Raw genomic sequence first — 21,994 nt, 5'->3', positions numbered from 1 at the left:
CAATCGACGTTCGATGCGGTGAGTGAGGACGCCCGGATCCCCTGCGAAAAGGAACCGATGTTGGCGTCGATGACTGCGGGCACACGGGAGTCGCCCGTGCGGCGGCCCCCGGCAGCCCTGTCTCACCCTGCGCGTAGGCTGCGCATATGCGCGCAATCATCGTAAGCTCCCCCGGCGGGCCGGATGCCCTCACCCTCTCGACCCTGCCCGACCTGGAAGTCGGGGCCCACGAGATTCGAGTGGAGGTCGCTGCGGCGGGCGTGAACCGAGCGGACATCATGCAACGGCAGGGCCACTACCCCTCGCCCGCCGGCGCACCCCAGTGGCCGGGGCTGGAGGTGTCTGGCGTGGTGACCGAGGTGGGCGACGATGTGACTCGGTTCGGCATCGGTGATCGCGTCTGCGCGCTGCTCGCCGGCGGCGGTTACGCCACCGAAGCTGTGGTGCACGAAGACCTGGCGTTGCTGGTGCCACTGTCGATGGACCTCATCGACGCTGCAGCCCTGCCCGAAGCCCTGGCCACGGTGTGGTCGAACGTGTTCCTGGACGCTAAGCTCCAGCCCGGGGAAACGTTGCTCGTGCACGGCGGTGGAAGCGGAATCGGCACGACCGCCATTCAACTCGCCCGGCTCCTGGATGCGCGCGTGGCCGTGACGGCCGGGTCAGCCGAGAAACTCGCCGTGTGTGCGAGCCTCGGGGCCGACGTCCTGATCAACTATCGGGAGCAGGACTTCGTCGCCGAGATCACCGCCGCGACCGACGGGCGGGGCGCCGACGTGATCCTCGACATCATGGGTGGCTCCTATGCGGCACGCAACATCGAGGCGGTCGCGGTAAACGGGCGCATCATGGTGCTCGGCAACCAGAGCGGTGAACCGGCCACGTTCGATCCGTTTCGCCTCATGCAAAAGCGTGCCCGCTACTGGGGTACCACCCTGCGCGCGCGGTCGCACGCCGAAAAGGTCGCCATCATGCGGTCGCTCGAGTCGGCGGTCTGGCCGTGGATCGCCTCGGGCGAGTTTCGACCGGTGATCGACGATCGATTCTCATTCGCGAATGCAGCGGATGCGCACCGCCGGCTGGAAGCATCCGCTCACGTGGGCAAGATCGTGCTGATACCCTGACCTCGACTCTGCAGCGCCCGAAGAGAGGCCGCACCGCTGGGCGCAACCTCTCTCTGGCCAGCCTCGACGACTACGCCGGCTTGTCGGCCAACTCGGCCGCCGCGGCCGCACGTGCAGCTTTAGCCTCGGCTTTGGCTGCGGCGGCGGTTGCCTTGAGGTCGGCGTCGATCGCGTGCGGCGACTGCGCGCAGGGCCACGAGTTGGCCGATCGTGTCGCTGACGTTTCAATTGCTATCAAGAGATGTCAAGAGATATTGATGTTTCTGAGACGGATGCCGCGCAACACCTACGATCGAAGCTATGGCACTCCTTTACGACGCCGTTCTGCGGCCCTCCAAGTCTGAGCTCATCGCCGCGTGGGCACCGACGCAGACGTGGTTCGTCGGCGACGCGGCGGCCACCGTCGAGCGAGTCGCATCGTTTCGCTTCGACGACCCCGACGGCGAGGTCGGCGTCGAAACGCTCCTGCTGCGATTTGGCACCGGGCCACTTCTGCAGATTCCACTGACCTACCGCGGCGCACCGCACGATGGCGGCGAGAACTGGCTCATCGGCACCATGACGCACTCCGTGCTCGGCGACCGCTGGATCTATGACGCCACCGGCGACCCGATCTATCTGGCGACGGTTGCGACCGTAGCCCTGAATGGCGGGCACGAGGCTGACCAATTCGAGCAGCTCGACGGTGACCGTATTCCGGTCGCGTCGAGCACCGCCGTCCGCGGCAACGGCACCCTTGAAACACCAGTTCCGGAACTTTCTGCGACGATCGAGACCACGTCGACGGCGGGCACCACGATCGCAACGGCCGGCGCCCTGCGCGTAACCGTCGTGAGGGTAATCGACGGCACATCAACGGCGCCACGCCGGAAGGATACCGCCACCGTCACCGGTGTCTGGCCCCAGCAATCCGAGCCCCAGTTGCTCGTAACGGTCACGGTACTGCCGGACTGACGCTGACCTGCAGGCAGGAGCATTCGCTCTCGTGCCCAGCCAGATGCTGCGGCTCGCCGCCGAGCGCACCGGTCGCCCCACCTTCGTTGCCGTGACCACCACCATCGGCGCACCGTCGGCAGCGTTCGGCGGCTAGAACAACAGGCATGGGCGCATTCGAGCGGAGATTTGGTGCGGCACCGCACCCGAAGCCACTTAGGCTGCCGGGTTCAGGTCCAAAGAAATGGAGTCCGCAGCGGCGCGCAGCGCGGGAATGGCACGCTGCGCAAACGCATCATCGACCCGCGACACCGGTCCGGACACGCTGATGGCGGTGGGCGTCGGCGCATTCGGAACCCCCATCGCGAAGCAGCGCACACCGAGTTCCTGCTCGCCATCGTCGATGGAGTAGCCGCGTTCCCGGATCCGAGCCAGGTCCACCAGCAGATCATCCACCGTTCCGATGCTCATGGTCGTGGGCCTCGGCATACCTGTCCGGGTCATAATGGCGCGCACGGCCTCATCGCCCAGTTGCGCCAGAATCGCCTTGCCGACCCCGGTGGCGTGGGTGTGCGCGCGTCGGCCGACCTCCGTGAACATGCGCATGGAGTGTTTGGACGGCGCCTGGGCGATGTACAGCGCCATATCGGCATCGAGAACGGCCATGTTCGCCGTCTCCCCGAGCTGATCGACCAGCGACCGAAGTTGCAGGCCGGCCAGGACGCCCAGCTGCTGGCTTGCTGCCGTTCCGAGGCGAATGAGTCCGGGGCCCAGGACATACCGCCGATTGGCGAGCTGGCGAATGTATCCCTTGGCCATCAGCGTGCGCAGCAGCCGATGGATGGTGGGCAGCGGCAGGTCGGTAGAGGCCGCGAGCTCACTCAGCATCACCTCGCCACCGGCAGCCGTGATCAGCTCCAGGAGTTCGAAAACCCGTTCTACGGACTGCACACCGCTACCAGCGCCGCGTTCCGCCATCTGCCATCCTCCAGACCGTGTGTGACAACAGATTTCTGCACTGCGAAAATCGTCGCCGGGTCCTTCAGAGTACACAGCAGTTGACGCGGGGCCGCACCGACCCTATTCTTTTCGTATAACAGAAACTAACTTCCACGATACGAAATCATCTGGAACATAGTCGCTGATTTATCGACTCGAGCAAGGACGCCCATGCCGTACACCGTAAACTGCTCCATCCTGCTGACCGAGCTGCCGTTGCTCCAGCGCCCAGCCGCCGCCAAGGCCGCCGGCTTCGACGCGGTCGAGTTCTGGTGGCCCTTTGCCGCTGCGGTTCCCACCGAATCGGACATTGCCGACTTTGAAAACGCGATCACGGATGCCGATGTTCGGCTGACCGGTTTGAATTTCGCGGCCGGGGACATGCCGGCCGGAGACCGGGGCCTGGTCTCCTGGCCCGCCCGTTCCCACGAGTTCCGCGACAACCTGGCGGTCGCGGCCGGTATCGGCGGGCGCCTCGGCTGCACGTCCTTCAATGCCCTCTACGGAAACCGCATCGACGGCGTCACCGCCGAGGAACAAGACGAGCTCGCTGTCGAAAACCTCTCCCTCGCCGCGCGATCCGTCGCCCCGATCGGTGGCACCGTGCTGCTGGAGCCGGTGAGCGGTGCACCGAGGTATCCCCTACGAACGGCGGCCGACGTGCTGGCCGTCATCGACCGGGTACGCGCCGAGACCGGCGACACGAACATCAAATTGCTCGCCGACTTCTACCACCTGGCCGTCAACGGCGACGACGTCGACGCTGTGATCATCGAGCACGCCCACGAATTCGGCCATATCCAGATTGCCGATGCACCGGGCCGCGGCGAACCAGGAACGGGCACGTTGCCCATTCAGGAGTGGCTCGCACACAGTCAGGGGCTCGGCTACCAGGGCGTCATCGGGCTGGAGTACAAGACGGCCGCAGCGAATCCGTTTGCCTGGCTCGACGCTGTCCAACCGGCCACAAGCATCCACCATCAGTGAGTAAAGGACAACGAAAATGACCAATGTTGCCGTCATCGGCCTGGGAATCATGGGCCTTCCCATGGCGATCAATCTCGTCAAGGCCGGCCATAACGTCATCGGCTTCAACCGCAGTCCGGCCCGGATCGATCAATTGGTGGCCGCGGGCGGCCGCGGCGCGGCCAACATCATCGAAGCCGTGCGGGAAGCCGATGTGGTGATCACGATGCTGCCCGACTCGCCCGATGTTGAGGACGTCGTCGGCGGCCCGGACGGCGTCTTCGCCAACACCCCCGCCGACGCCACCTGGATTGACACCAGCACCATCCGTCCCGACGTCACCGTTCGCCTCGCCACCGCCGCACAGGAGGCCGGCCTCAAAGCCGTCGACGCCCCCGTCTCCGGCGGTGAGGCCGGTGCGATCGAGGGCACCCTGTCGATCATGGTCGGCGGGGATGCCGCCGACGTCGAGGCCATTCGCGGCGTGCTCGACGCGATGGGCAGCACCGTCGTACACGTCGGTCCGGCCGGGTGCGGCCAGACGGTGAAGGCCGCCAACCAGCTCATCGTCGCCGGTACCATCCAGCTCGTCGCCGAGGCGCTCGTTTTTCTGGAGGCACACTCGGTTGACACCCAGGCCGCCGTCACGGTTCTAGCCGGTGGGCTGGCCGGCAATCGCATCCTGGACCGCAAGGCCGCCTCGATGCTGGAACGCCGCTTCGAACCGGGTTTCCGGGTCGACCTGCACCACAAGGACCTCGGCATCGTCACCGCCGCCGCCCGCGCCGCCGGCGTCGCCATTCCGCTAGGTGCGGTGGTGGCCCAGCTGATGGGCGCCCTGCGCGCCGAAGGCCACGGTTCGCTCGATCACTCGGCACTGCTGTTGCTGGTCGAGCAGATGTCCGGCCGCTCACACATCGACACACCAACTATTTAGCTCCAAGGAGAACCACATGTCTAAAATGCGTGCAGTCGACGTTGCCGTCGCCATCCTCGAGAAAGAGGGAGCCACCCAAACCTTCGGCGTTCCGGGCGCCGCCATCAACCCGTTCTACTCCGCCATGCGCGCCCATGGCGGCATCGACCACATCCTGGCCCGCCACGTCGAGGGCGCTTCACACATGGCCGAGGGATTCACCCGCACCAAAGCCGGCAACATCGGCGTGTGCATCGGCACCTCCGGACCGGCTGGCACCGACATGATGACCGGGCTCTACTCCGCGTGGGCCGATTCCACGGCCATCCTCTGCATCACCGGTCAGGCTCCGGTGAGCAAGCTGCACAAGGAAGACTTCCAGGGCGTCGACATCGCCTCTATTGCGGCCCCCGTCACCAAAATGGCCGTCACCGTGCTCGAGGCCGGGCAGGTTCCCGGCGTCTTCCAGAAGGCGTTCTACCTGATGCGCTCCGGCCGCCCTGGCCCGGTGCTGATCGACTTGCCCATCGATGTGCAGCTTACGGAAATCGAGTTCGACATCGACACCTATGAGCCACTGGCGGTGGCTAAGCCCGCGGCATCGGTTGCCCAGTTGAAGAAGGCACTGGCGATGCTGCTGCAGGCCAAGCGCCCGGTGATCATCGCCGGCGGCGGCGTGATCAACGCGGATGCCTCGGAGCAGCTGGTACAGCTCGCCGAGGTGTTGAATATTCCGGTGATTCCCACGCTGATGGGCTGGGGCAGCATTCCCGACGACCACCGGCTCGCGGCCGGCATGGTGGGACTGATGACCTCACACCGCTACGGCAATGCGACCATGCTCGAATCGGATTTCGTTCTCGGCATCGGTAACCGCTGGGCGAACCGGCACACTGGAGGCCTCGACACGTACACGAAGGGTCGTACGTTCATTCATATCGACATCGAGCCCACCCAGATCGGGCGCATCTTCTCGCCCGACTTCGGCATCGTCTCCGATGCCGGGGCGGCTCTTCGCGGTCTGGTTGACCTCGCACGGCACTCCCAGGCCGAAGGCGGATTGCCCGATTGGGAGAGCTGGGTCGAGAGCTGCGTTCACCGCAAGAACACGATGCAGCGCAAGACCCACTTCGACAACCTACCGATGAAGCCGCAGCGCGTGTATGAGGAGATGAATCGGGCGTTCGGCACCGAGACCCGATATGTGACCACGATCGGTCTCTCTCAGATTGCCGGGGCACAGTTTCTCAACGTGTTCCACCCGCGGCACTGGATCAATTGCGGCCAGGCCGGTCCCCTCGGTTGGACGCTGCCCGCCGCCCTCGGCGTGGCCGTGGCCGATCCGACGAAAACGGTCGTCGGGCTCAGCGGCGACTACGACTTTCAGTTCATGATCGAAGAACTGGCCGTCGGGGCCCAATTTCACATCCCGTACATCCATGTCGTCGTCAACAACTCCTATCTCGGCCTGATCCGGCAGGCGCAGCGCCGGTTCGACATGGATTATCAGGTGTCGCTCGCCTTCGAGAACATCAATTCGCCCGAGCTCGAGGGGTACGGCGTCGACCACGTCAAGGTGGCCGAGGGCCTCGGCTGCAAGGCCATCCGGGTGCGCGAAGCCGATGATCTGCAGGCAGCGTTCTCCCAGGCTCGGGACTGGATGGCCGAGTTCCGGGTACCCGTGGTCGTCGAGGTCATCCTCGAGCGGGTCACGAATATCTCCATGGCCGCCGCTGAGATCGACGCCGTGATCGAGTTCGAAGCCCTGGCTGAGACAGCGGCCGATGTACCCACCGCGCTTTCCTTTATGGCCTGACTCGCCCCATTGACTTAGTGCACGTGCAATTCACGAACAAAGGAGTTCTTGTGAGTACAACAACCGTTAGTGCCCAGACCGGCAGTACCGTCTTCGGAGCCCTCCGCGCGGCCGTGACCGATCCGGCCCGGGTGAAAACCCGGGCCATCGACCTCTACGCCAATGCCCACGATGCCTCGCACTTCCTGCTGATCCCGCAGGCAGTCGTGGTAGCCACGGACGCTGCGGAGGTCGGCGCGCTCCTACGCGTTGCTGCCGCGCAGGGCGTACACCTCACGTTCCGGTCGGGAGGCACCAGCCTGAGCGGGCAGGCCATCACCGACGGGGTACTGGTCGATGTGCGTCGCAACTTCAAAAACATCGAGGTGCTCGACGGGGGCCTCCGGGTGCGGGTGCAGCCGGGCGCCACCGTACGGGCCGTGAACACCCGGCTGGCCAAGTACGGCCGCAAGTTCGGGCCCGACCCGGCCAGCGAGTCCGCCGCTACCATCGGCGGCGTCGTGGCAAACAATTCCTCCGGAATGGCGTGTGGCACCGTCGATAACACCTACCAGACCCTCGAATCGGTCGTCGTGGTGCTGCCGAGCGGCACCGTCGTCGACACCGGTGCAGCGGATGCCGACGATCAGCTCTTCCGGCGGGAGCCGGTTTTATATAACGGCCTGCTCGAACTGGCACAGCGCACCCGGAACAATCCGGCCTCCGTCGCCATCATTCGGCAGCAGTTCTCGATGAAGAACACCATGGGTTATGGCGTGAACTCTCTTCTGGACTTCGACCGGCCGGTGGACATACTCGCGCACCTGATTGTGGGCAGCGAGGGCACGCTGGGCTTCGTGGCCGAGACGGTTTTTCGTACCGTGCCCAAACTGCCGCATGTGACGACGGCGCTGCTCGTCTTTCCCGGGCTCGAGGCCGCCACAGCCGCGCTGCCCGCCCTTGTGGCGACCGGCGCGGCCACCCTGGAACTGATGGATGCGTTATCGCTGACTGTGGGGCAGCAGATGCCCGGCGCCCCGGCCATCGTGCTCGACCTCGTTGTTCAGGAGCACGCCGCCCTCCTCGTGGAATACCACGCCGAGTCGGCCGAGAAACTGGCGCAGCTGCTCCAGACCGGCATGCAGACCGTCAACACGCTGAATCTCACCCTGCCGGCCGATTTCACGACCGATGCGGGCATTCGCGGCCAACTGTGGTACCTGCGCAAGGGGATCATCCCCGCCGTGGGCGGCACCCGGCCGCAGGGCACGAGCGCCCTGCTCGAAGACATCGTGGTTCCCGTGCCAGCGCTCGCCCGCACCTGCATGAAGCTGATGCGACTCTTCGCCACCTACGAGTATGAGAACTCGATGATTTTCGGTCATGCCAAGGACGGCAACGTGCACTTCATGCTCACCGACGATTTTGGCAGCCCGACCGGGCTGGAACGGTTCAGCCGGTTCACCGAAGACCTCGTCGACCTCGTACTCGGCGAGGGTGGTTCACTCAAAGCCGAGCACGGCACCGGGCGCGTCATGGCACCCTACGTGCAACGCCAATACGGCGACGATCTCTATGACGTCATGCGGCGCATCAAGGTGTTGTTCGACCCGGCCGGCCTGCTCAACCCGGGCGTGCTCATCAATGACGACCCGAACGCACACCTCAAAGATCTCAAGGCCATCCCTGCCGTGGCAAGTGAAGTAGACCGCTGCACCGAGTGTGGCTGGTGCGAACCGGTATGCCCGAGCCGAAACGTGACGCTCACCCCCCGGCAGCGCATCGTGTCGCTGCGTGCAATCGAACAGGCCCGGCTTGATGGCGACCTCGCCCTGGTGGCCGAGCTGGAGAAGGACTACGAGTACGACGCCGTGCAGACCTGCGCCGCCGACGGCATGTGCCAGACAGCCTGCCCGGTAACGATCAACACCGGCGACCTCATGAAACGCCTGCGCCGAGATGACGCCAACCCGGTCGAGAAGGCAATCTGGAATGTTGCCGCGAAGAACTGGGGCGCCGTGACCCGGGTTGCCGGCGTGGCCCTGAATGTGGTTCGCACGGTACCCGTCGGCGTCATCCTCGCGCCCAACAAGCTGGCCCGCGCCGTGCTCGGCACCGACGCCGTGCCCCTCTATTCCCCCGAACTGCCCGGTGGCGGCACCAGCCGCAAACATCGGGCGGTGACGACTGCGCCCCAAGCGCGCCCGTCCATCACCGTCGAAGAAAGCGAAACCAGACATGCGTAATCCATCGTCGGAAACCACCCGGCAGCGTACCCGGCCAACGGATGCGCCGCAGGCCGTCTATTTTCCCGCTTGCGTGCAAACAATGTTCGGTCCGGCCACCACCGGAACTCGCGGCGTACAGGTCGGCTTCGAGCAGTTGTGCGAACGTGCCGGCATCACCCTCCTCGTTCCGGCCGGAATCGACGCGCTGTGCTGCGGCACACCATGGTCGTCCAAGGGCATGGCTGACGGGCTCGCCACCATGAGCCACAAAACCCTTGCCGTACTGCGCGCCGCCACCGGCGAGGGCGCCCTGCCCGTCATCTGTGATGCCTCCTCCTGCACCGAGGGCCTTCGCCACATCATCGAGGGTGATACCAGTGCGCGGCCCCTGACCGTCATCGACGCGGTGGAGTTCGCAGCCATCCACATCCTGCCGAGCCTGCCGGGGTATCAAAAAATCGAGTCTCTGGCGCTGCACCCCACCTGCTCCTCGACCCGACTGGGCATCAACCCGGCCCTCGACACCATCGCCGACGCCATCGCCGAACGTGTTGAGATCCCGGAGAATTGGGGGTGTTGCGCGTTCGCCGGCGACCGAGGAATGCTCCATCCTGAACTCACCGCATCCGCAACCCGCGCTCAGGCCGCGGACGTCGTCGCCATGGGCGCCACCGCCCACGCCTCCTGCAACCGCACCTGCGAACTCGGAATGACGCGTGCCACCGGCAAACCGTATCGTCACGTCCTCGAGATCCTGGAAGAGGTCACCCGGCCGTAGGCCCACGTCCCTGAAACCGGGGTTTGTGAGACATACCGCGGTGAACCAACCCGCTTCGTGTGTCTCACATTCTCCGGTTTTTTGTGCGTGCCCGGAACAACACAGCAGGCGACAACGGATGCCTCCGCTGCCGCCCGCTCTTCGGGTGGCGGTACTAAACGTGTGTTGGTTCGGGGGCCAGCACGGCTGCCTTCTGGCGCAACATCCAGCGCACGATCAGCCCGAGCGTCGTCATGAGCAGCACGAGCATGATTGAGCCGAGGTTGAAGCCGAGGCCGTAGATGAAAATGAACGAGATCGAGCCGGCTGCTATGCAGTAGTACAGCGTGACCAGGATCGTCTTGCGCAGCAGGTCTCCCTCTCGGCCGAGCAGTCCCACCGTCGCCGAGGCTGCCACGATGTTGTGGATGGCGATCGGATTTCCGCCGGCGCCTCCTACAGCCTGTGCGACCACTACCTGCTCGGGGTTCACTCCGATGGCGTTACCGGTGGAGAACTGGAACTGGGAGAACGTGAGATTCGACACGGTATTGGAACCGGCGACGAACGCTCCGAGCGCTCCGATGAACGGGGCGATGAACGGCCAGGAACTGCCCGAGACGGCCGCGGCACCTTCGGCAAGAGTCACAGGCATGCTCGAGAGACCGGACGCGTTGAGGTCCGGCCCAGATTGGATCAGCACGCGCACGAGCGGCACGGCGAACAGCAGGGCCACGGCGGTTCCAGCGAGTTGCTTGCCGGAGACAGCCCAGGTCTCGCGAATCTGTCTGCCGTTCATGCGGTGAAGTGCATAGGCGGACAGTGACGCCAGAATGAGCAGGAAGGCTGGCGAGTAGAACGGCTGCACGGCGGTGGAGATGTCGGTGCCCAGAATGTTGTTGAAGGGGATGGTGATGCCGGTGAGAAATTCCTTGGCCGGGACGAGTATTCGGCTGCCCACGAGGAGCACAGCCATCAGCACGTAGGGCGCCCAGGCACTCACGATACTTATGGGGCGAGCGGATGCGGCGGGTGCCGCCGCCGGCTCCATAGTGCCCATCCAGCGCGGGCTCCACGTGGCGCGCGGACCGAAGTCGAAGGTCTTCTTCGGCATCAAGAAGCCCTTGCTTGAGGTGAACATCACCAGGATGAGTCCGAAGAGGCCGCCGAAAAGCGAGGGGAATTCCGGGCCGAGGAAACGGGCCACGAGAACCGAGGGGATGGTCATGGCGACCGAGGCGTATAGCGCGAACGGCCAGATCGCGAGCCCGTCACGGAAACGGCGCTCGGGGCCGAAGAAGCCCGTGAGCATGCAGACGAGAATCAGCGGAATGAGCAGTCCCACGATCGCGTGGATCAACGCCACCTGGAATCCAATCGAGGCCACGAACTCAGGCATCGTGACACCAAGTACGGAGAGGCGTTCGGCCACCGCGGGATCGCCGCCGAGTCCGCCGCCGACGCCCACAATGATGGGGGTGCCGACCGCACCGAAGCTCACCGGCGTGCTCTGGATGATGAGGCCCACCATAACGGCGGCCATCGCCGGGAAGCCCATCGCCAGCAGCAGCGGCGCGACGACCGCGGCGGGAGTACCGAAGCCCGAAGCGCCTTCGATGAAACTTCCGAACAGCCACCCGATGATGACGGCCTGGATGCGCCGGTCGGGTGAGATGTTGTTGAACCCGGCACGGATCCTGGACATCGCCCCTCCGACCGTCAGCGTCGACAGCAGCAGGAGGGCACCGAACACGATGTACAGCAGGGTTGCCGCGATGATCACTCCCTCGAGCGAAGCGGCGATGACTCCGCGAGAGTCCATCTTCCACACCACGAGGGCTACGATCACGGTCGCGATGTAGCCCACTGGCATGGCGTACTTGGCGGGCCATCGAAATCCGGCGAGCAAAATGCCCACCACCAGAATTGGTGCCAGCGCCAGAAGGCTCAGCACAGCGAGATTGTCCACGATTAGGTCCTCTCTGACCAATTTTCGTATGGTGAAATTTTAATATTGTTTCGTGGATGTCATCCTAGAGCGTCGCTTCATTCAGGGTCAACGGATGTGCCGTCTTTAGGCTCAGGGGATGACTGACAAGGCCGCACCCACGGTCTAGAGCCAGCGCATCACGATGTTCGGTGCACCAGACACGCGGCCTGCCGCGCGCCAGGTCTGGACGGCTATCGCCCGCTACCTGATCATCATCGTGATCTTCTCGATTGCCCAAGTGCCGATAGTCAAGGCCTGGCTGACCGCTTTCGGCAGCGTGACGTTCCGGTGGCCGGGGCTGAATGTGATCGACCCGGCTGGCAATCCCGTTGTCGCTCAGCTCTTCAAACTGGACCATCTCAAGGCAGCGGGCACATCCGTGCTGATCTCCGGTGCGGTCCTGATGGCTTAATACAAGATCACGCCCCGCCAGGGACTGCGGATCTACCGGGAAACCCTGATGCAGCTGCGCCGGACCATCGTCACCGTCACCGCCGTACTCGCCCTGTCATTCGTGATGAATTTGTCCGGCCAGGCTAGCACGCTGGGCGTCGCCCTCGCCTCCACCGGCGGTTTCTTCGCCCTGCTCTCCCCGCTGCTCGGGTGGATCGGTGTGGCGTTGACGGGATCCGACACTTCGTCCAACTCCCTGTTCGGGCAGCTGCAGGTCTCGGCCGCCAACTCGGCTGGCCTCTCGCCGGTCTTGATGGCTGCTGCGAATTCCTCAGCCGGCGTGCTGGGCAAGATGCTCTCGCTGCAAAATCTTGCAGTGGCCGCAGCTGCTGTCGGACTCGCCGGAGCGGAAAGCGCGCTCCTCCTCGTGCTGATGACCCTCCTGATCTGGCTGCAATCAACCCCCGTGCTCGGTTGGATGGTCCCCTGACAACGGCGCTCACGACGCTCGACCTGCCCCGGCTGGCCCGACTGCCCCGACTGCCTGCGCCGAATGCGCCGAATGCGCCGAATGCGCCGACGGTGAACTTTCGGGCTGGCTCGGGGCCGTTCCGGCGGCGAGTACGCTCGAAATGTGTTGTCTCGCGATCTGATTCGGCTGTACCCCGAGCTCTACCACGTGGCCGCCGATGGAAGCTGGCCGGCCATCGAGCGGCACGGGCTGCTCAGCCCAGCCGCGCTCGTCACCCGATGGGGCGTCAAGCAGGGCGCCCCTCAGGCTGCCATTCTGGGCAAGCGCCGAGGCGAGTCGCGCGTGCTGGAGCATGCCCAATTCGGCACCGCGGTCATCCGTCATCAGAAGGCCATCCATGAGCAGTCGCTGGAAGACGCCCTCCAAGATATGACACTGGCCGAATGGTACTCGGCGCTGAACGACCGCGTTTTCTTTCACCTGCAGCCACGGCTGCTGCGCGACCTGCTGAATGCCCGCTCCTATCGCGACGATGCCCACACGGTGATCACCGTGAACACCAGGAGCCTGGTCGCTACCCACGAAGACGAGATCGAACTGAGTGCCATCAACTCCGGCTTCGCGCAGCGGCACAGCAAGGAGCTACGCGGGCGGGGCACCTTCGAATCGATCGAAGACTACCGGCACCCCGCCCGTTCTCACGCGGTGACCAAGGGACAGGACATCGCCGAACTCGCCATCGTGCGCGGGGTGCGCGACCTGCGCGACCACGTTGTACGCGTCGAGCGGATGCGCGAGGGCACGGTTCTCGAGCGCCTCGCCTGACCTATTGGCTCAGCGTACGGTGAGGTACTCCACGGCCGCGACGATGAGGGGCGATGTCAGGGCGGCAAGCAGGGTCGCGGCCGCCGCTGCAGCGAGTACCGTGAACGTGGTGCGCCGCGTTCGGGCGGCCGCGACCTGCTGTTCGAGCGCGGTGAACCGGGCGTGCAGGTGCGCTGGCGCAATCGGCTGGGGAGCTGTTCGCCAGGTCGCGGGGTCGTCGATGAGCGCGGTGACCGCGGCCTGCTGCTCCGGGGTGAACGTTCGCGGGCGCGCCACGAGCCACCGGCGCAGTCGAGGCGAATCAATGACCGTGACGGCATTGGGTTTGCGGTCGAGCAAAATCTTGTGCGGGTTGACCAGCACGATCATGGGTTCAACAACGCTCGCTGCCGGCATCACCGCCGCCAGCAACGCGGTGATCTGGGCCGATTCAAACCGAGCGTCACGCAGGTACGGCATGGCGTGGTCGCCGATTGGAATGGAGCGCGGCGACCCGGTCAGGTCGCGGTCCCAGTGAGTTTTCGCGTTGATCGAAAAGACTCCTCCCGGACCGACGACGAGGTGGTCGACCCAGAACGCCGTACTGCGAATGGGCAGGGAATGATAGACGGTGTAGCCATCAGGCAGCCGTGTGAGAATGTCGCCGACAATCATCTCGGCCTGCGCAGCGCGGAGCCAGCCCAGTCCATTCGCATCGAGCGGCGCGACACCCAGGGTGCGTGCCAGCCAGGACTGCGGCGGCCGGTCTTCGTGCTGGCGCAGCAGTTCCTCGACAACGGATTGACCGGCAAACCGGCCGGGCGCGATGGACACCGGGGACATGTTGCGCGCCACAGAAACTGCCGGCTCGTGATCATGAGCCTGCCTTCCAGTACCAAGAGTTGTCATAGCCACGTTCACTTGCCTTACTACGAGTTCGATCGTATGAGGGTGCCACCGACACCTGCGATTCCGTCCTAACAATCGGCTGCGTCACAGCTTTGGTTAGCAAATCGTAAGTAATGCTCATTCACGCTCCGAGGCGACCCCCGAGGCTTGCGCAAAGCATCCGCTGTCAATATAAGGTGGCGACCCCTGCCGGGGCCTCCCCCATTAAGTAGGGCAACGTCGGCTAGCCTGAAACCACCCCAGCGATTGGATTCACTCGTGAAACACCTGACTTTCAACGTTTGCGCGATCGCGGGACTCGCCTTCAGCGGCCTGGCCGTGCTTCTGCTGCTGGCCAACCTGCTCTCGGGCAACCAGTTCGTCGACGTGGTCCTACCGGCCGCCGTGGTTTCGCTCGTCATCGGTGGCGCGTTCTCGGTGCGCGCCCGACTGCTGTCGGCCAAGGGCCACGGCCCAGGGAAGCGCTCGCGCTAAACCCCCACGCTACCGGGCTGGGGCAGGATTCTCGGACGAATACCCCAGGTCAGCGGGTTGTCGATCACGGCGGCGAGTTCCATTCGTTCGATCGGGCGGAGCACCTGTGGGCGTGCGACCAGCCAGTCACCGAGCACGGCGGCACCGAGCACCGGCACCGATGGTGTCCTGCCAGGGGCTATTTTGGCCGCCCCCGCCTTGACCGAACCCGACTCGACCGACCCCGAACGGCCGGTGGTCCATAGCGCGCGGGTGCCCAGCAGAACGAGTGCCGGCTGCACCGCGGTACGCAGCGGCACCCGACCGCGCAGGAGCAGCGTGAGGCGGTTCGCGCCAGCTGTGGCCACCGTGAAATCCGGCGAGCACTGCCCGACAACAAGCACAGCCTGTCGGTGCACCCAGGCGATCTGGCCGTCGTACAGTCGTGCATGCAGGGCAAGGACCCCGCCGGGGCCCACCAGCAGGCGCATCACGCCCGCGCCATCATCGCCGAACCTGGGCAACGTGAATGCGGCCCAATTTTCGGGCAGTGTTGCGAGCAGCGTGTCGATGGCCGATTCACTGCGAGCTCGGGCCAACGCCAGGTCGATCGACGTGACCGCCGGGCGGGGCGCATAGCCGGGCAGCCAGGCCGGCCCGACCAGTGATCGAGGCGTTGCGATGCGATTCGATTCGAGTGATTCCGGGGGCGTCGACCGACGCCGCCACGTGGAGAGTATGTGAATCATCAGTGCTCCTCGCCGGGTCTTTTATCCTGCCAGTGCCACTCCTGCCGCAAGACCCCCAGAATGGGGGACGTTTCACGAAACGAATGCTGCCGTGTTGCGAGGCTGCCACGCCGCAGCACGTATATTCGGAGAGTCGTGCCGTGCGGCCAAAAGGAGCATCATGACCGTTCGACGCTCGACCCGAACATTTCTGGTGATGGGGTTGGTCGTGGGTGTGCTCGGGGCGATCCTGGTGGGAACCGCGGTGGCGGGGTCATCCGTTTCGTCGAACCTGGCCGTGCCGACAAACAGCGCGATGCCAACAGCGACAGCTGATCCCCCACTGACACCCGAGCTGACGCCCGAACTGACGCCCGATTCGACCACCAAAGCGACGGCCACGACCAACACTGCGGCCCTTCTTGTGCTGGAGACCCTGCCGGTGAGGGGACGCGCGCCCCAGACCGGCTACGACCGCGAGGAAAGCTTCGGATCGGCTTGGCAGGACGTGGACCAGAACGGATGCGACACCCGCAACGACGTACTGGCCCGCGACCTGAGCGTCCTCGTGGTTGACGACGGCTGCGAGGTGCAGAGCGGCACCCTGATCGGACCGTACACCGGTCTGACCATCGCCTTCGTGCGCGGGCGGGCAACCTCGTCGCTCGTGCAGATCGACCACCTCGTGGCACTGTCCAATGCCTGGCAGACCGGAGCGCAGCAGCTGTCGCCGGAGCAGCGGGTGGCGCTCGCCAATGATCCACTCAATCTGCTCGCCGTTGACGGCGTGACCAATGCACGCAAGGGTGACGGCGACACGGCCACCTGGTTGCCACCGCTGAAAAACTTCCGTTGTGCCTACGTAGCGCGGCAGGTTTCGGTCAAAGCGACCTATGCGCTGTGGGTGACCGCGGCCGAACACGATGCGATGAGACGCATCCTGTCCAACTGCCCCAACGAACTCGCGACGACGACGACCCCGAAGACGGACGCCGTCGTCGGGCCCGGAGCGGCACCGTTCGTCGAGACGCCGAACGACGTCTATTTTCCTAACTGCACCGCGGCCCGCGAGTCCGGCGCGGCGCCGGTGCACGTGGGTGACCCCGGCTACGGCGGCCATCTCGATCGCGACGGTGACGGCGCCGGCTGCGAATAGTCCCGCGTAGAAGCCGCTGTGCACCGTGTACCCGCATAGTGTCGCGCCACTTCTGCAGGGCTTGACACTGCGGTTCCGGTGCGGCTACCGCGCGCTGGCAATCTGCGGAAGCAGCAGCAGCACGTGGAGGGCGCCGAGTGTGCTGAGAACTATTCCAAGCGCCATCCATCGCAGGCGGGTGTGTCTCGCACGGGCCACTTCTGCCTCGAGCTCGCTAAAGCGCTGCAGAGTTTCAGCCGGCTGCAGTGCTGTGAGCGCCTGCCAGAGCGCGGGGTTCTCGACGAATCGGGTAATTTCCAACCGGTCGAGGGGGGGGGCAGCACAGAAGGAAGCCCCTGCAACCAGGTACACAGGTCGGTGACCTTGATGATTTTCACCCGCGACGGCTGCGTCTGCACGGTCACACGTTTGGTATCGACGAGTACGACGACACCCCGTACCGACGCTGTGCTCGGCATCCGCTGGGAAAGCAGGGCAGTGAGGCTGACCGCCTCGAATTCAGCCTCCCTTATATACGGAATCTTGCGGGCGCCGACGAGCACACTGCGTCCGGCAACCAGTACAGATTTGCGCGCCTGACGGTCAGAATGGAGGGCGAATACGCCGCCAGGTCCGATCACAAGGTGGTCGACGTCGGCGCCACTGTCGCCCACCGGCAGGGAATGGAAGACGATCCAGTCCCGAGGCAGCTCGGCCAGCGCGAGCCCCACGGCGATTTCCGCCCGGGCGGCATCGAGGCAGCGCACGCTGTCGGCGCCGAGTGGCGACCGACCGACCAGGCGCTCCAACGCCCGACGGGGGGCAACCAGCCGTTGCTCCAGCAGGAGCACTTCTATGATCGACTGCGCGGGGCACCGCAGTCGCATTATGGGCGCATCGATTGTCACGGTTCTCCTGTTCGGTGTTTGAATATATCCGCCCGGCACCCAGTTGGAGCAGCCCCCGATCGGGCGGTGCGCGCATCAGGTGCCCGACCTACACGTTCAGAGAGCGTCGTACACCCCAGTACGGGGGGGCAGTTGGGCACGACCGCGTCTCGATCACAGCGCTCGCGATCCATTCGTCGAGGCGGTGTCGCTCTCATGCTGCTGTCCCCGGTGGTCTGGATCTTCGCCTACTTCTTTGTACTGGTCACCGGCGGTGAAGTCAGCATGCAGGCGATCCTTCCCATCGCCTGGCTGCTGCCCGGCACCGGAGTGGTCTTCGCCGGTGTGCGCATGGCTCGCCCACTGCCCCTGGACGACGCAAACGCAACAGTGGCAATCGTCACTCGGGTAGCCCTGCTCGGTTTTGATCCGCTCAGCCAGCCGGCGCGACTTCCGCGGACGTGGACCGAAGATCCCCGGGTGGGTGAGCGCCTCGACCAATTCATGCGCGACGCCTACACGAATTTTCCGACGCCGAGCGAACTTCCGGCCCTACGCACCCCGGACGTACGATCAGGACGCACCGAGGTGTCTATTCAGGTGCGGGCCTGCTCGAACAGTTCGCCGCAACGGATGCGTTGAATCGCCTCTGACCGGCCGCCTACGGTGGCAGGGTGTCGGCGCTTGCATGATCTACCCGTGAATTGGCTGAGGCTTACGCCGACGTAGAAGGGGCGTACATTCCTTCGCTTATGCTGAACCAAGCAACTTGGGCACGGCCGTTCGGTCTCCGGCTTCTGGGGGCACCGACGTAAGGCATTGATCCATGAATAAGAAGAATGTTCTCATCGCTGTCGCCGCAGGCGTAGTTCTACTCTTCGCCGGCGCCGGTACGGCCCTGGCCGTGAGCGCCAACGACAATGACGGCCCACTCACCGGCGAGACCCTCGACCGCGCGAGCAATGCAGCCATGGCCGGGGTCGGCCCGGGCACCGTGACCAAGGCCGAACGCAATGATGACGGCGGAAGCGCCTACGACCTGGAGTTGCGTCTCGACGACGGCAGGACCGTCGACGTTGAACTCAACGATGCATTCGATGTGGTGTGGGTTGGCGATTTCGACACTGACGACTCCAGCAATTCAAGCAACAGCACCAGCTCATCCACGCCGGGTGCCACCCCTAGCGCCGAAGCCGACACGAGTGCCATCGCCCAAGCGGCGAGCGAGCGAGCCAGCGCTGAGGCCGCAGCTCTCGCTGCGATCGGCAGCGGCCGGGTGACCGACTTCGACCGGGACGACGACTGGAACCACCTCTACGAGGTTGAGGTCACCGTCGATGACGGCACCGACCGCGACGTCGACCTCGACGCCAACTTCGTCGTCGTCAGCATCGACGACGTACAGCAGTAAGACCCGTTTTCGCGTGTGGCGCTGGGTGACTTCGCTTCGCGCCACACGCGTTCAACGTCGTTAGCGCTCGACCAGAATGCCGTCTTCGTCGCAGTAAACGGTGCGTCCGGGCGTGAAGACGACGCCAGCGATCTCAACGACGGCATCCGCTATACCGGCCCCGGTCTTGGAACTCTTGCGCGGGTTGCTGCCGAGGGCTTTCACCCCAAGGTCGAGGGCTCCAATAGCGACGCGGTCACGCACGGCACCGTTGATGATCGCGCCGGACCAGCCGTTCGCCACGGCGAGGTCGGCGATCATGTCGCCCATGAGCGCTGTGTTGAGTGAGCCGCCGCCGTCGATGACGAGCACCGCCCCATGACCGGGCGTGGACAGGATCGACTTGAGCAGTGCGTTGTCTTCGAAACAAGTGACGGTGCGGATGGGGCCGCTGAACCGGGCTCGACCGCCGATCGTCTGAAACTGCAGGGGTACGGACTGCAGCTCGTCGCCACGCTCATCATACAAATCGGCGGTCAACACAGTCATTGTTCCTCCAGGGTTTCGATGCTTCCAGAGTACGGCCCGGCCTCGTGTCTGCCATAACCCTGCGCACCTGCGCTCGTAACCAGCCCGAAGGCAGCACTGAAATCAAGGGGCGGCAAGCATCCGTTACGCGTATGCTGCTCTGGCCGAAAACCGCATCGTGCTGCGCCGCCGTGACCGCCCTCGAGGTGGGTGATGTCACTCCCACCGTCAGGGGCGAGTTGGAGATCATCGCCGGCGAATGGGGGCTTCCCGGCGCTGGCGTAGCGTTAGCCTATGACCGCGCGCACGAGCCCCGCCGGGGTACGGGAATGAGAGCGCGAACCGCGTTCGGTGTGGCGCGCCTCGGATTGACCGCGACAGGACTCGTTGCCCTCATCGGATACTTTCAGTACACCCTCGGGGTGTCCACGTTCGCGATCGCGAATTTCTTCAGCTATTTCACGGTGCAGAGCGCCATCGTATCGATTCTCGTCTTCATGTCGGCCGCCGTTGTCGCGCTGCGACGGCCTACCGACCCGGCCTGGCTCGACATGCTTCGGGCCATGGTCACGACCTATATTCTGGTCTCGGGCGTGGTTTACGGCATCATCGTCTGGCAGTCCTCCAGCGCGAACTACTCCATCGAGGTACCGTGGTCGAGCCAGATTCTGCACTTCGTGATTCCAATATTCGCCCTCATCGACTGGATCATCGATCCGTATAAAGCCCGACTGCCGTGGAAATATCTCGGTTGGGCCATCGTTTTTCCCGTGTTCTGGCTGGTCTTCACGCTCATTCGTGGGCCGATCGTGGGCTGGTACCCCTACTTTTTTCTCGACGCCCGGCAAGTGAGCGGCCCCGGCGAGACCGTGTCGTACTGCTTGCTCATCGTGATGATCATCACCGGAATTGCGGCGCTGCTCACGGGGATCACCCGGCTGAAGCGGATGCCGCGGCATCTCCTTCCGCCGTGGCGCAACTCCCCCTGAACCGGTCGCTTCGGCTAGTTGACGTTCGACTGCCTGACGTTCGGCTGCCTGACGTTCGACTACTTCGCGGCAGGCACCGCGAGGAACGGCTCGAGGCCGGTGAGCGCTGCCGCCAGAAAGGCGTCATCATCGAGCTCGGACAACCTGCTCGCATTTTCGGCGGCGACCAGGCCCATCAGAACAGGTTCGCCGGTGAGCGGCATCATGTTGATCCAGACCGGAAAGTCGGCGTCTGCGCCGGCGATGGTCCAGAGCCTGGCCGACGTGTCCCAGAACGGCACGTCGAAGCGCAGCCAGATCTTATCAACCACGCCCATGCCGAGGGCGGCGATCGCACCTCGGTGAGAAAACGGCAGCGCCGGCGAGAATTCGATCGCCGCATTCTTCAGCACGCCCAGCGGCACGGTCACGATGACTCGATCGGCGGACAACGACTCGCCGGTGCCGAGGCGCAGGCTCACGCCGTTGTTGTCGCGGGCCACACGGTTGACCACCTTGGAGAGCAACAGTTCGAGGCCTTCCGCTTCGCGGGTGAGCAGGGTCGAGTATCCGCCGATCACGATTTGATCGTCATCGCTACTCGCGATGTCGGTTGAGTACCAGGCCGATTGCTGGCTCGGAGTGGCCCCGGATTCGACCTTGAGTTTCGTAGCGATTTCGTAGTCGAGCCAGTCGGCATCCGAGAGGCCTTCGGCGTTCGGGGTCTTCGACAGGCTGGCCTCGCCCGAATCAATCAGGGCGCGTTCGACCGAGACATCCTGCTGCTGATTCGCCGCCCAGTCGAGCGCGCCGGCGATGGCTTGAGCACCCAGCGGTGACACCTCCACGACACTGCCGGCCCGAGTACGCACCTCTGGTGTGCGCGCGAACGGTAAGAGCCTCACCCCGAGGGCGGTCAGTTCGTCGTACAGAAAATCCCCGGACGCGCGCTGCACGAACGAGGGGCCTCGTTCGATCGGAAACGGCCAGTCGCCACTGACGGTATCGATACGCCCACCGATGCGGTCGCGCGCCTCGATGACGACCACGCTGAAGCCGTCGTCGACGAGTTGGCGAGCCGCCGTGATGCCGGCGATTCCGGCACCAATGATGGTGATGCGTTCCCCCGGAGCGGCGACGTCACGCACCTGGCTGGCCGCCAGCAGGCCAGAGGCACGCGCGCCCTGCACGGTTCCAGGCTCCTGCGCTGCGGTAGCTTCACCGGCGAAGAACATGCGGGCGTCGACGGACTGACCGAGGGCCATTCGGTGCTCAGGGGTGGCTCCGACGGCGGCGTAGCTGAAGGATCCGCGGGAGAAAGGGTCGGTCGACCAGTTCGTGCGGGAGACCGTGAGCGGCTGGGGCACGAGGGACGGTGTCAGCGTGGGTGGTGCAACGGATGGCGATGGCATCGGCTGCGGCGTCACGCACGCTGCGAGCGCCAAGACCGAAAATCCCGACGCCGTGCCGAGCAAAAAAGTGCGCCGATTCACGATCGGTCTGTTTCAGAACGGCAAATCTCGGGCGCGCGCCCGCGGGCGTTCAGTACGGCGCCAGTCATGAGTCCAAACTACCGCAGACCATGCGGGTTGACATTTTCTTCTGAAGGTAGTTAGTTA

At 64.7% G+C, this 21,994-nt stretch carries 21 protein-coding genes and 1 pseudogene; 14 read left to right on the top strand and 8 right to left on the bottom strand.

The features are described 5' to 3' along the window. Positions 1–146 precede the first annotated feature (146 nt). A complete protein-coding gene (locus CXY72_RS09500) occupies positions 147–1,124 on the top strand; it encodes an NAD(P)H-quinone oxidoreductase (protein WP_104127451.1) in 978 nt (325 codons plus the stop codon). 70 nt (positions 1,125–1,194) lie between these two features. Here the strand turns inward: CXY72_RS09500 and CXY72_RS19530 are convergent, their stop codons facing one another. Then, complete coding sequence (locus CXY72_RS19530; RefSeq protein ID WP_158252528.1) at positions 1,195–1,362, bottom strand: hypothetical protein; 168 nt, start codon at positions 1,360–1,362, stop codon at positions 1,195–1,197. A gap of 62 nt (positions 1,363–1,424) precedes the next feature. On the opposite strand from CXY72_RS19530, the gene CXY72_RS09495 reads away from it, so the two are divergent. Further along, positions 1,425–2,078 carry a hypothetical protein gene (locus CXY72_RS09495; protein WP_104127450.1) on the top strand — a complete coding sequence of 218 codons (654 nt, stop codon included), beginning with the start codon at positions 1,425–1,427 and terminating at the stop codon, positions 2,076–2,078. A 195-nt stretch (positions 2,079–2,273) separates the two neighbouring features. Here CXY72_RS09495 and CXY72_RS09490 read toward each other — a convergent pair whose 3' ends face one another. Further along, on the bottom strand, positions 2,274–3,035 hold the full coding sequence (locus tag CXY72_RS09490) for an IclR family transcriptional regulator (protein ID WP_104127449.1): 762 nt from the start codon (positions 3,033–3,035) through the stop codon (positions 2,274–2,276). Between the two features lie 192 nt (positions 3,036–3,227). On the opposite strand from CXY72_RS09490, the gene CXY72_RS09485 reads away from it, so the two are divergent. The 4 genes and pseudogenes from CXY72_RS09485 (at position 3,228) to CXY72_RS09470 (ending at position 9,739) form a co-directional block, all read left to right on the top strand. Beyond that, positions 3,228–4,043: a hydroxypyruvate isomerase family protein gene (locus CXY72_RS09485; protein ID WP_104127448.1), complete on the top strand. Its 816-nt coding sequence runs from the start codon at positions 3,228–3,230 to the stop codon at positions 4,041–4,043. A gap of 16 nt (positions 4,044–4,059) precedes the next feature. Then, complete coding sequence (locus CXY72_RS09480) at positions 4,060–4,959, top strand: 2-hydroxy-3-oxopropionate reductase (protein ID WP_104127447.1); 900 nt, start codon at positions 4,060–4,062, stop codon at positions 4,957–4,959. 16 nt (positions 4,960–4,975) lie between these two features. After that, the gene (gene gcl, locus CXY72_RS09475; RefSeq protein ID WP_104127446.1) at positions 4,976–6,754 is read left to right on the top strand and encodes a glyoxylate carboligase; all 1,779 of its coding nucleotides are present in this window, start codon (positions 4,976–4,978) and stop codon (positions 6,752–6,754) included. A gap of 50 nt (positions 6,755–6,804) precedes the next feature. Next, a pseudogene (locus CXY72_RS09470) lies at positions 6,805–9,739 on the top strand (FAD-binding and (Fe-S)-binding domain-containing protein). A 154-nt stretch (positions 9,740–9,893) separates the two neighbouring features. Here CXY72_RS09470 and CXY72_RS09465 read toward each other — a convergent pair. After that, complete coding sequence (locus tag CXY72_RS09465; RefSeq protein WP_104127445.1) at positions 9,894–11,687, bottom strand: L-lactate permease; 1,794 nt, start codon at positions 11,685–11,687, stop codon at positions 9,894–9,896. A gap of 163 nt (positions 11,688–11,850) precedes the next feature. On the opposite strand from CXY72_RS09465, the gene CXY72_RS20085 reads away from it, so the two are divergent. The 3 genes from CXY72_RS20085 (at position 11,851) to CXY72_RS09455 (ending at position 13,398) form a co-directional block, all read left to right on the top strand. After that, a complete protein-coding gene (locus CXY72_RS20085; protein ID WP_233197737.1) occupies positions 11,851–12,120 on the top strand; it encodes a hypothetical protein in 270 nt (89 codons plus the stop codon). A 6-nt stretch (positions 12,121–12,126) separates the two neighbouring features. Next, the gene (locus CXY72_RS20080) at positions 12,127–12,591 is read left to right on the top strand and encodes an L-lactate permease (protein ID WP_255409277.1); all 465 of its coding nucleotides are present in this window, start codon (positions 12,127–12,129) and stop codon (positions 12,589–12,591) included. A 144-nt stretch (positions 12,592–12,735) separates the two neighbouring features. Beyond that, positions 12,736–13,398, top strand: a complete 663-nt coding sequence (locus CXY72_RS09455) for a hypothetical protein (protein WP_104127444.1) — start codon at positions 12,736–12,738, stop codon at positions 13,396–13,398. Between the two features lie 9 nt (positions 13,399–13,407). Here the strand turns inward: CXY72_RS09455 and CXY72_RS09450 are convergent, their stop codons facing one another. Next, a complete protein-coding gene (locus tag CXY72_RS09450; RefSeq protein WP_158252527.1) occupies positions 13,408–14,220 on the bottom strand; it encodes a nuclease-related domain-containing protein in 813 nt (270 codons plus the stop codon). Positions 14,221–14,544: 324 nt separating this feature from the next. On the opposite strand from CXY72_RS09450, the gene CXY72_RS09445 reads away from it, so the two are divergent. After that, complete coding sequence (locus CXY72_RS09445) at positions 14,545–14,760, top strand: hypothetical protein (protein WP_146071121.1); 216 nt, start codon at positions 14,545–14,547, stop codon at positions 14,758–14,760. Here CXY72_RS09445 and CXY72_RS09440 read toward each other — a convergent pair. After that, positions 14,757–15,488: a hypothetical protein gene (locus CXY72_RS09440; protein WP_104127441.1), complete on the bottom strand. Its 732-nt coding sequence runs from the start codon at positions 15,486–15,488 to the stop codon at positions 14,757–14,759. The two genes, CXY72_RS09445 and CXY72_RS09440, sit on opposite strands and share 4 nt — an antisense overlap. 160 nt (positions 15,489–15,648) lie before the next feature. Here CXY72_RS09440 and CXY72_RS09435 point away from each other — a divergent pair, with 160 nt between their 5' ends. Then, entirely contained in the window at positions 15,649–16,623 is a 975-nt protein-coding gene (locus CXY72_RS09435; RefSeq protein WP_233197735.1) for a DUF1524 domain-containing protein, read from the top strand. A gap of 149 nt (positions 16,624–16,772) precedes the next feature. Here CXY72_RS09435 and CXY72_RS09430 read toward each other — a convergent pair whose 3' ends face one another. Further along, a complete protein-coding gene (locus tag CXY72_RS09430; protein ID WP_146071120.1) occupies positions 16,773–17,510 on the bottom strand; it encodes a nuclease-related domain-containing protein in 738 nt (245 codons plus the stop codon). Between the two features lie 195 nt (positions 17,511–17,705). Here CXY72_RS09430 and CXY72_RS09425 point away from each other — a divergent pair, with 195 nt between their 5' ends. After that, entirely contained in the window at positions 17,706–18,131 is a 426-nt protein-coding gene (locus CXY72_RS09425; protein ID WP_104127439.1) for a hypothetical protein, read from the top strand. A gap of 184 nt (positions 18,132–18,315) precedes the next feature. Then, complete coding sequence (locus CXY72_RS09420) at positions 18,316–18,900, top strand: PepSY domain-containing protein (protein ID WP_104127438.1); 585 nt, start codon at positions 18,316–18,318, stop codon at positions 18,898–18,900. A 60-nt stretch (positions 18,901–18,960) separates the two neighbouring features. On the opposite strand, the gene rraA is transcribed toward CXY72_RS09420, so the two are convergent. Beyond that, positions 18,961–19,428, bottom strand: coding sequence for a ribonuclease E activity regulator RraA (gene rraA / locus CXY72_RS09415; RefSeq protein WP_104127437.1), 468 nt, complete (start codon positions 19,426–19,428; stop codon positions 18,961–18,963). A gap of 44 nt (positions 19,429–19,472) precedes the next feature. On the opposite strand from rraA, the gene CXY72_RS09410 reads away from it, so the two are divergent. Then, on the top strand, positions 19,473–20,396 hold the full coding sequence (locus CXY72_RS09410; RefSeq protein WP_146071119.1) for a Pr6Pr family membrane protein: 924 nt from the start codon (positions 19,473–19,475) through the stop codon (positions 20,394–20,396). A 59-nt stretch (positions 20,397–20,455) separates the two neighbouring features. On the opposite strand, the gene CXY72_RS09405 is transcribed toward CXY72_RS09410, so the two are convergent. Further along, the gene (locus CXY72_RS09405) at positions 20,456–21,868 is read right to left on the bottom strand and encodes an NAD(P)/FAD-dependent oxidoreductase (protein WP_104127435.1); all 1,413 of its coding nucleotides are present in this window, start codon (positions 21,866–21,868) and stop codon (positions 20,456–20,458) included. Positions 21,869–21,994: the final 126 nt, after the last annotated feature.

Source organism: Cryobacterium sp. Y57 (genome assembly GCF_002929505.1).
In the GTDB taxonomy this organism is placed as follows: Bacteria; Actinomycetota; Actinomycetes; order Actinomycetales; family Microbacteriaceae; genus Cryobacterium.
Note: the sequence above shows the minus strand (reverse complement) of the source record. Positions and strands in the feature narration are given on the sequence as shown.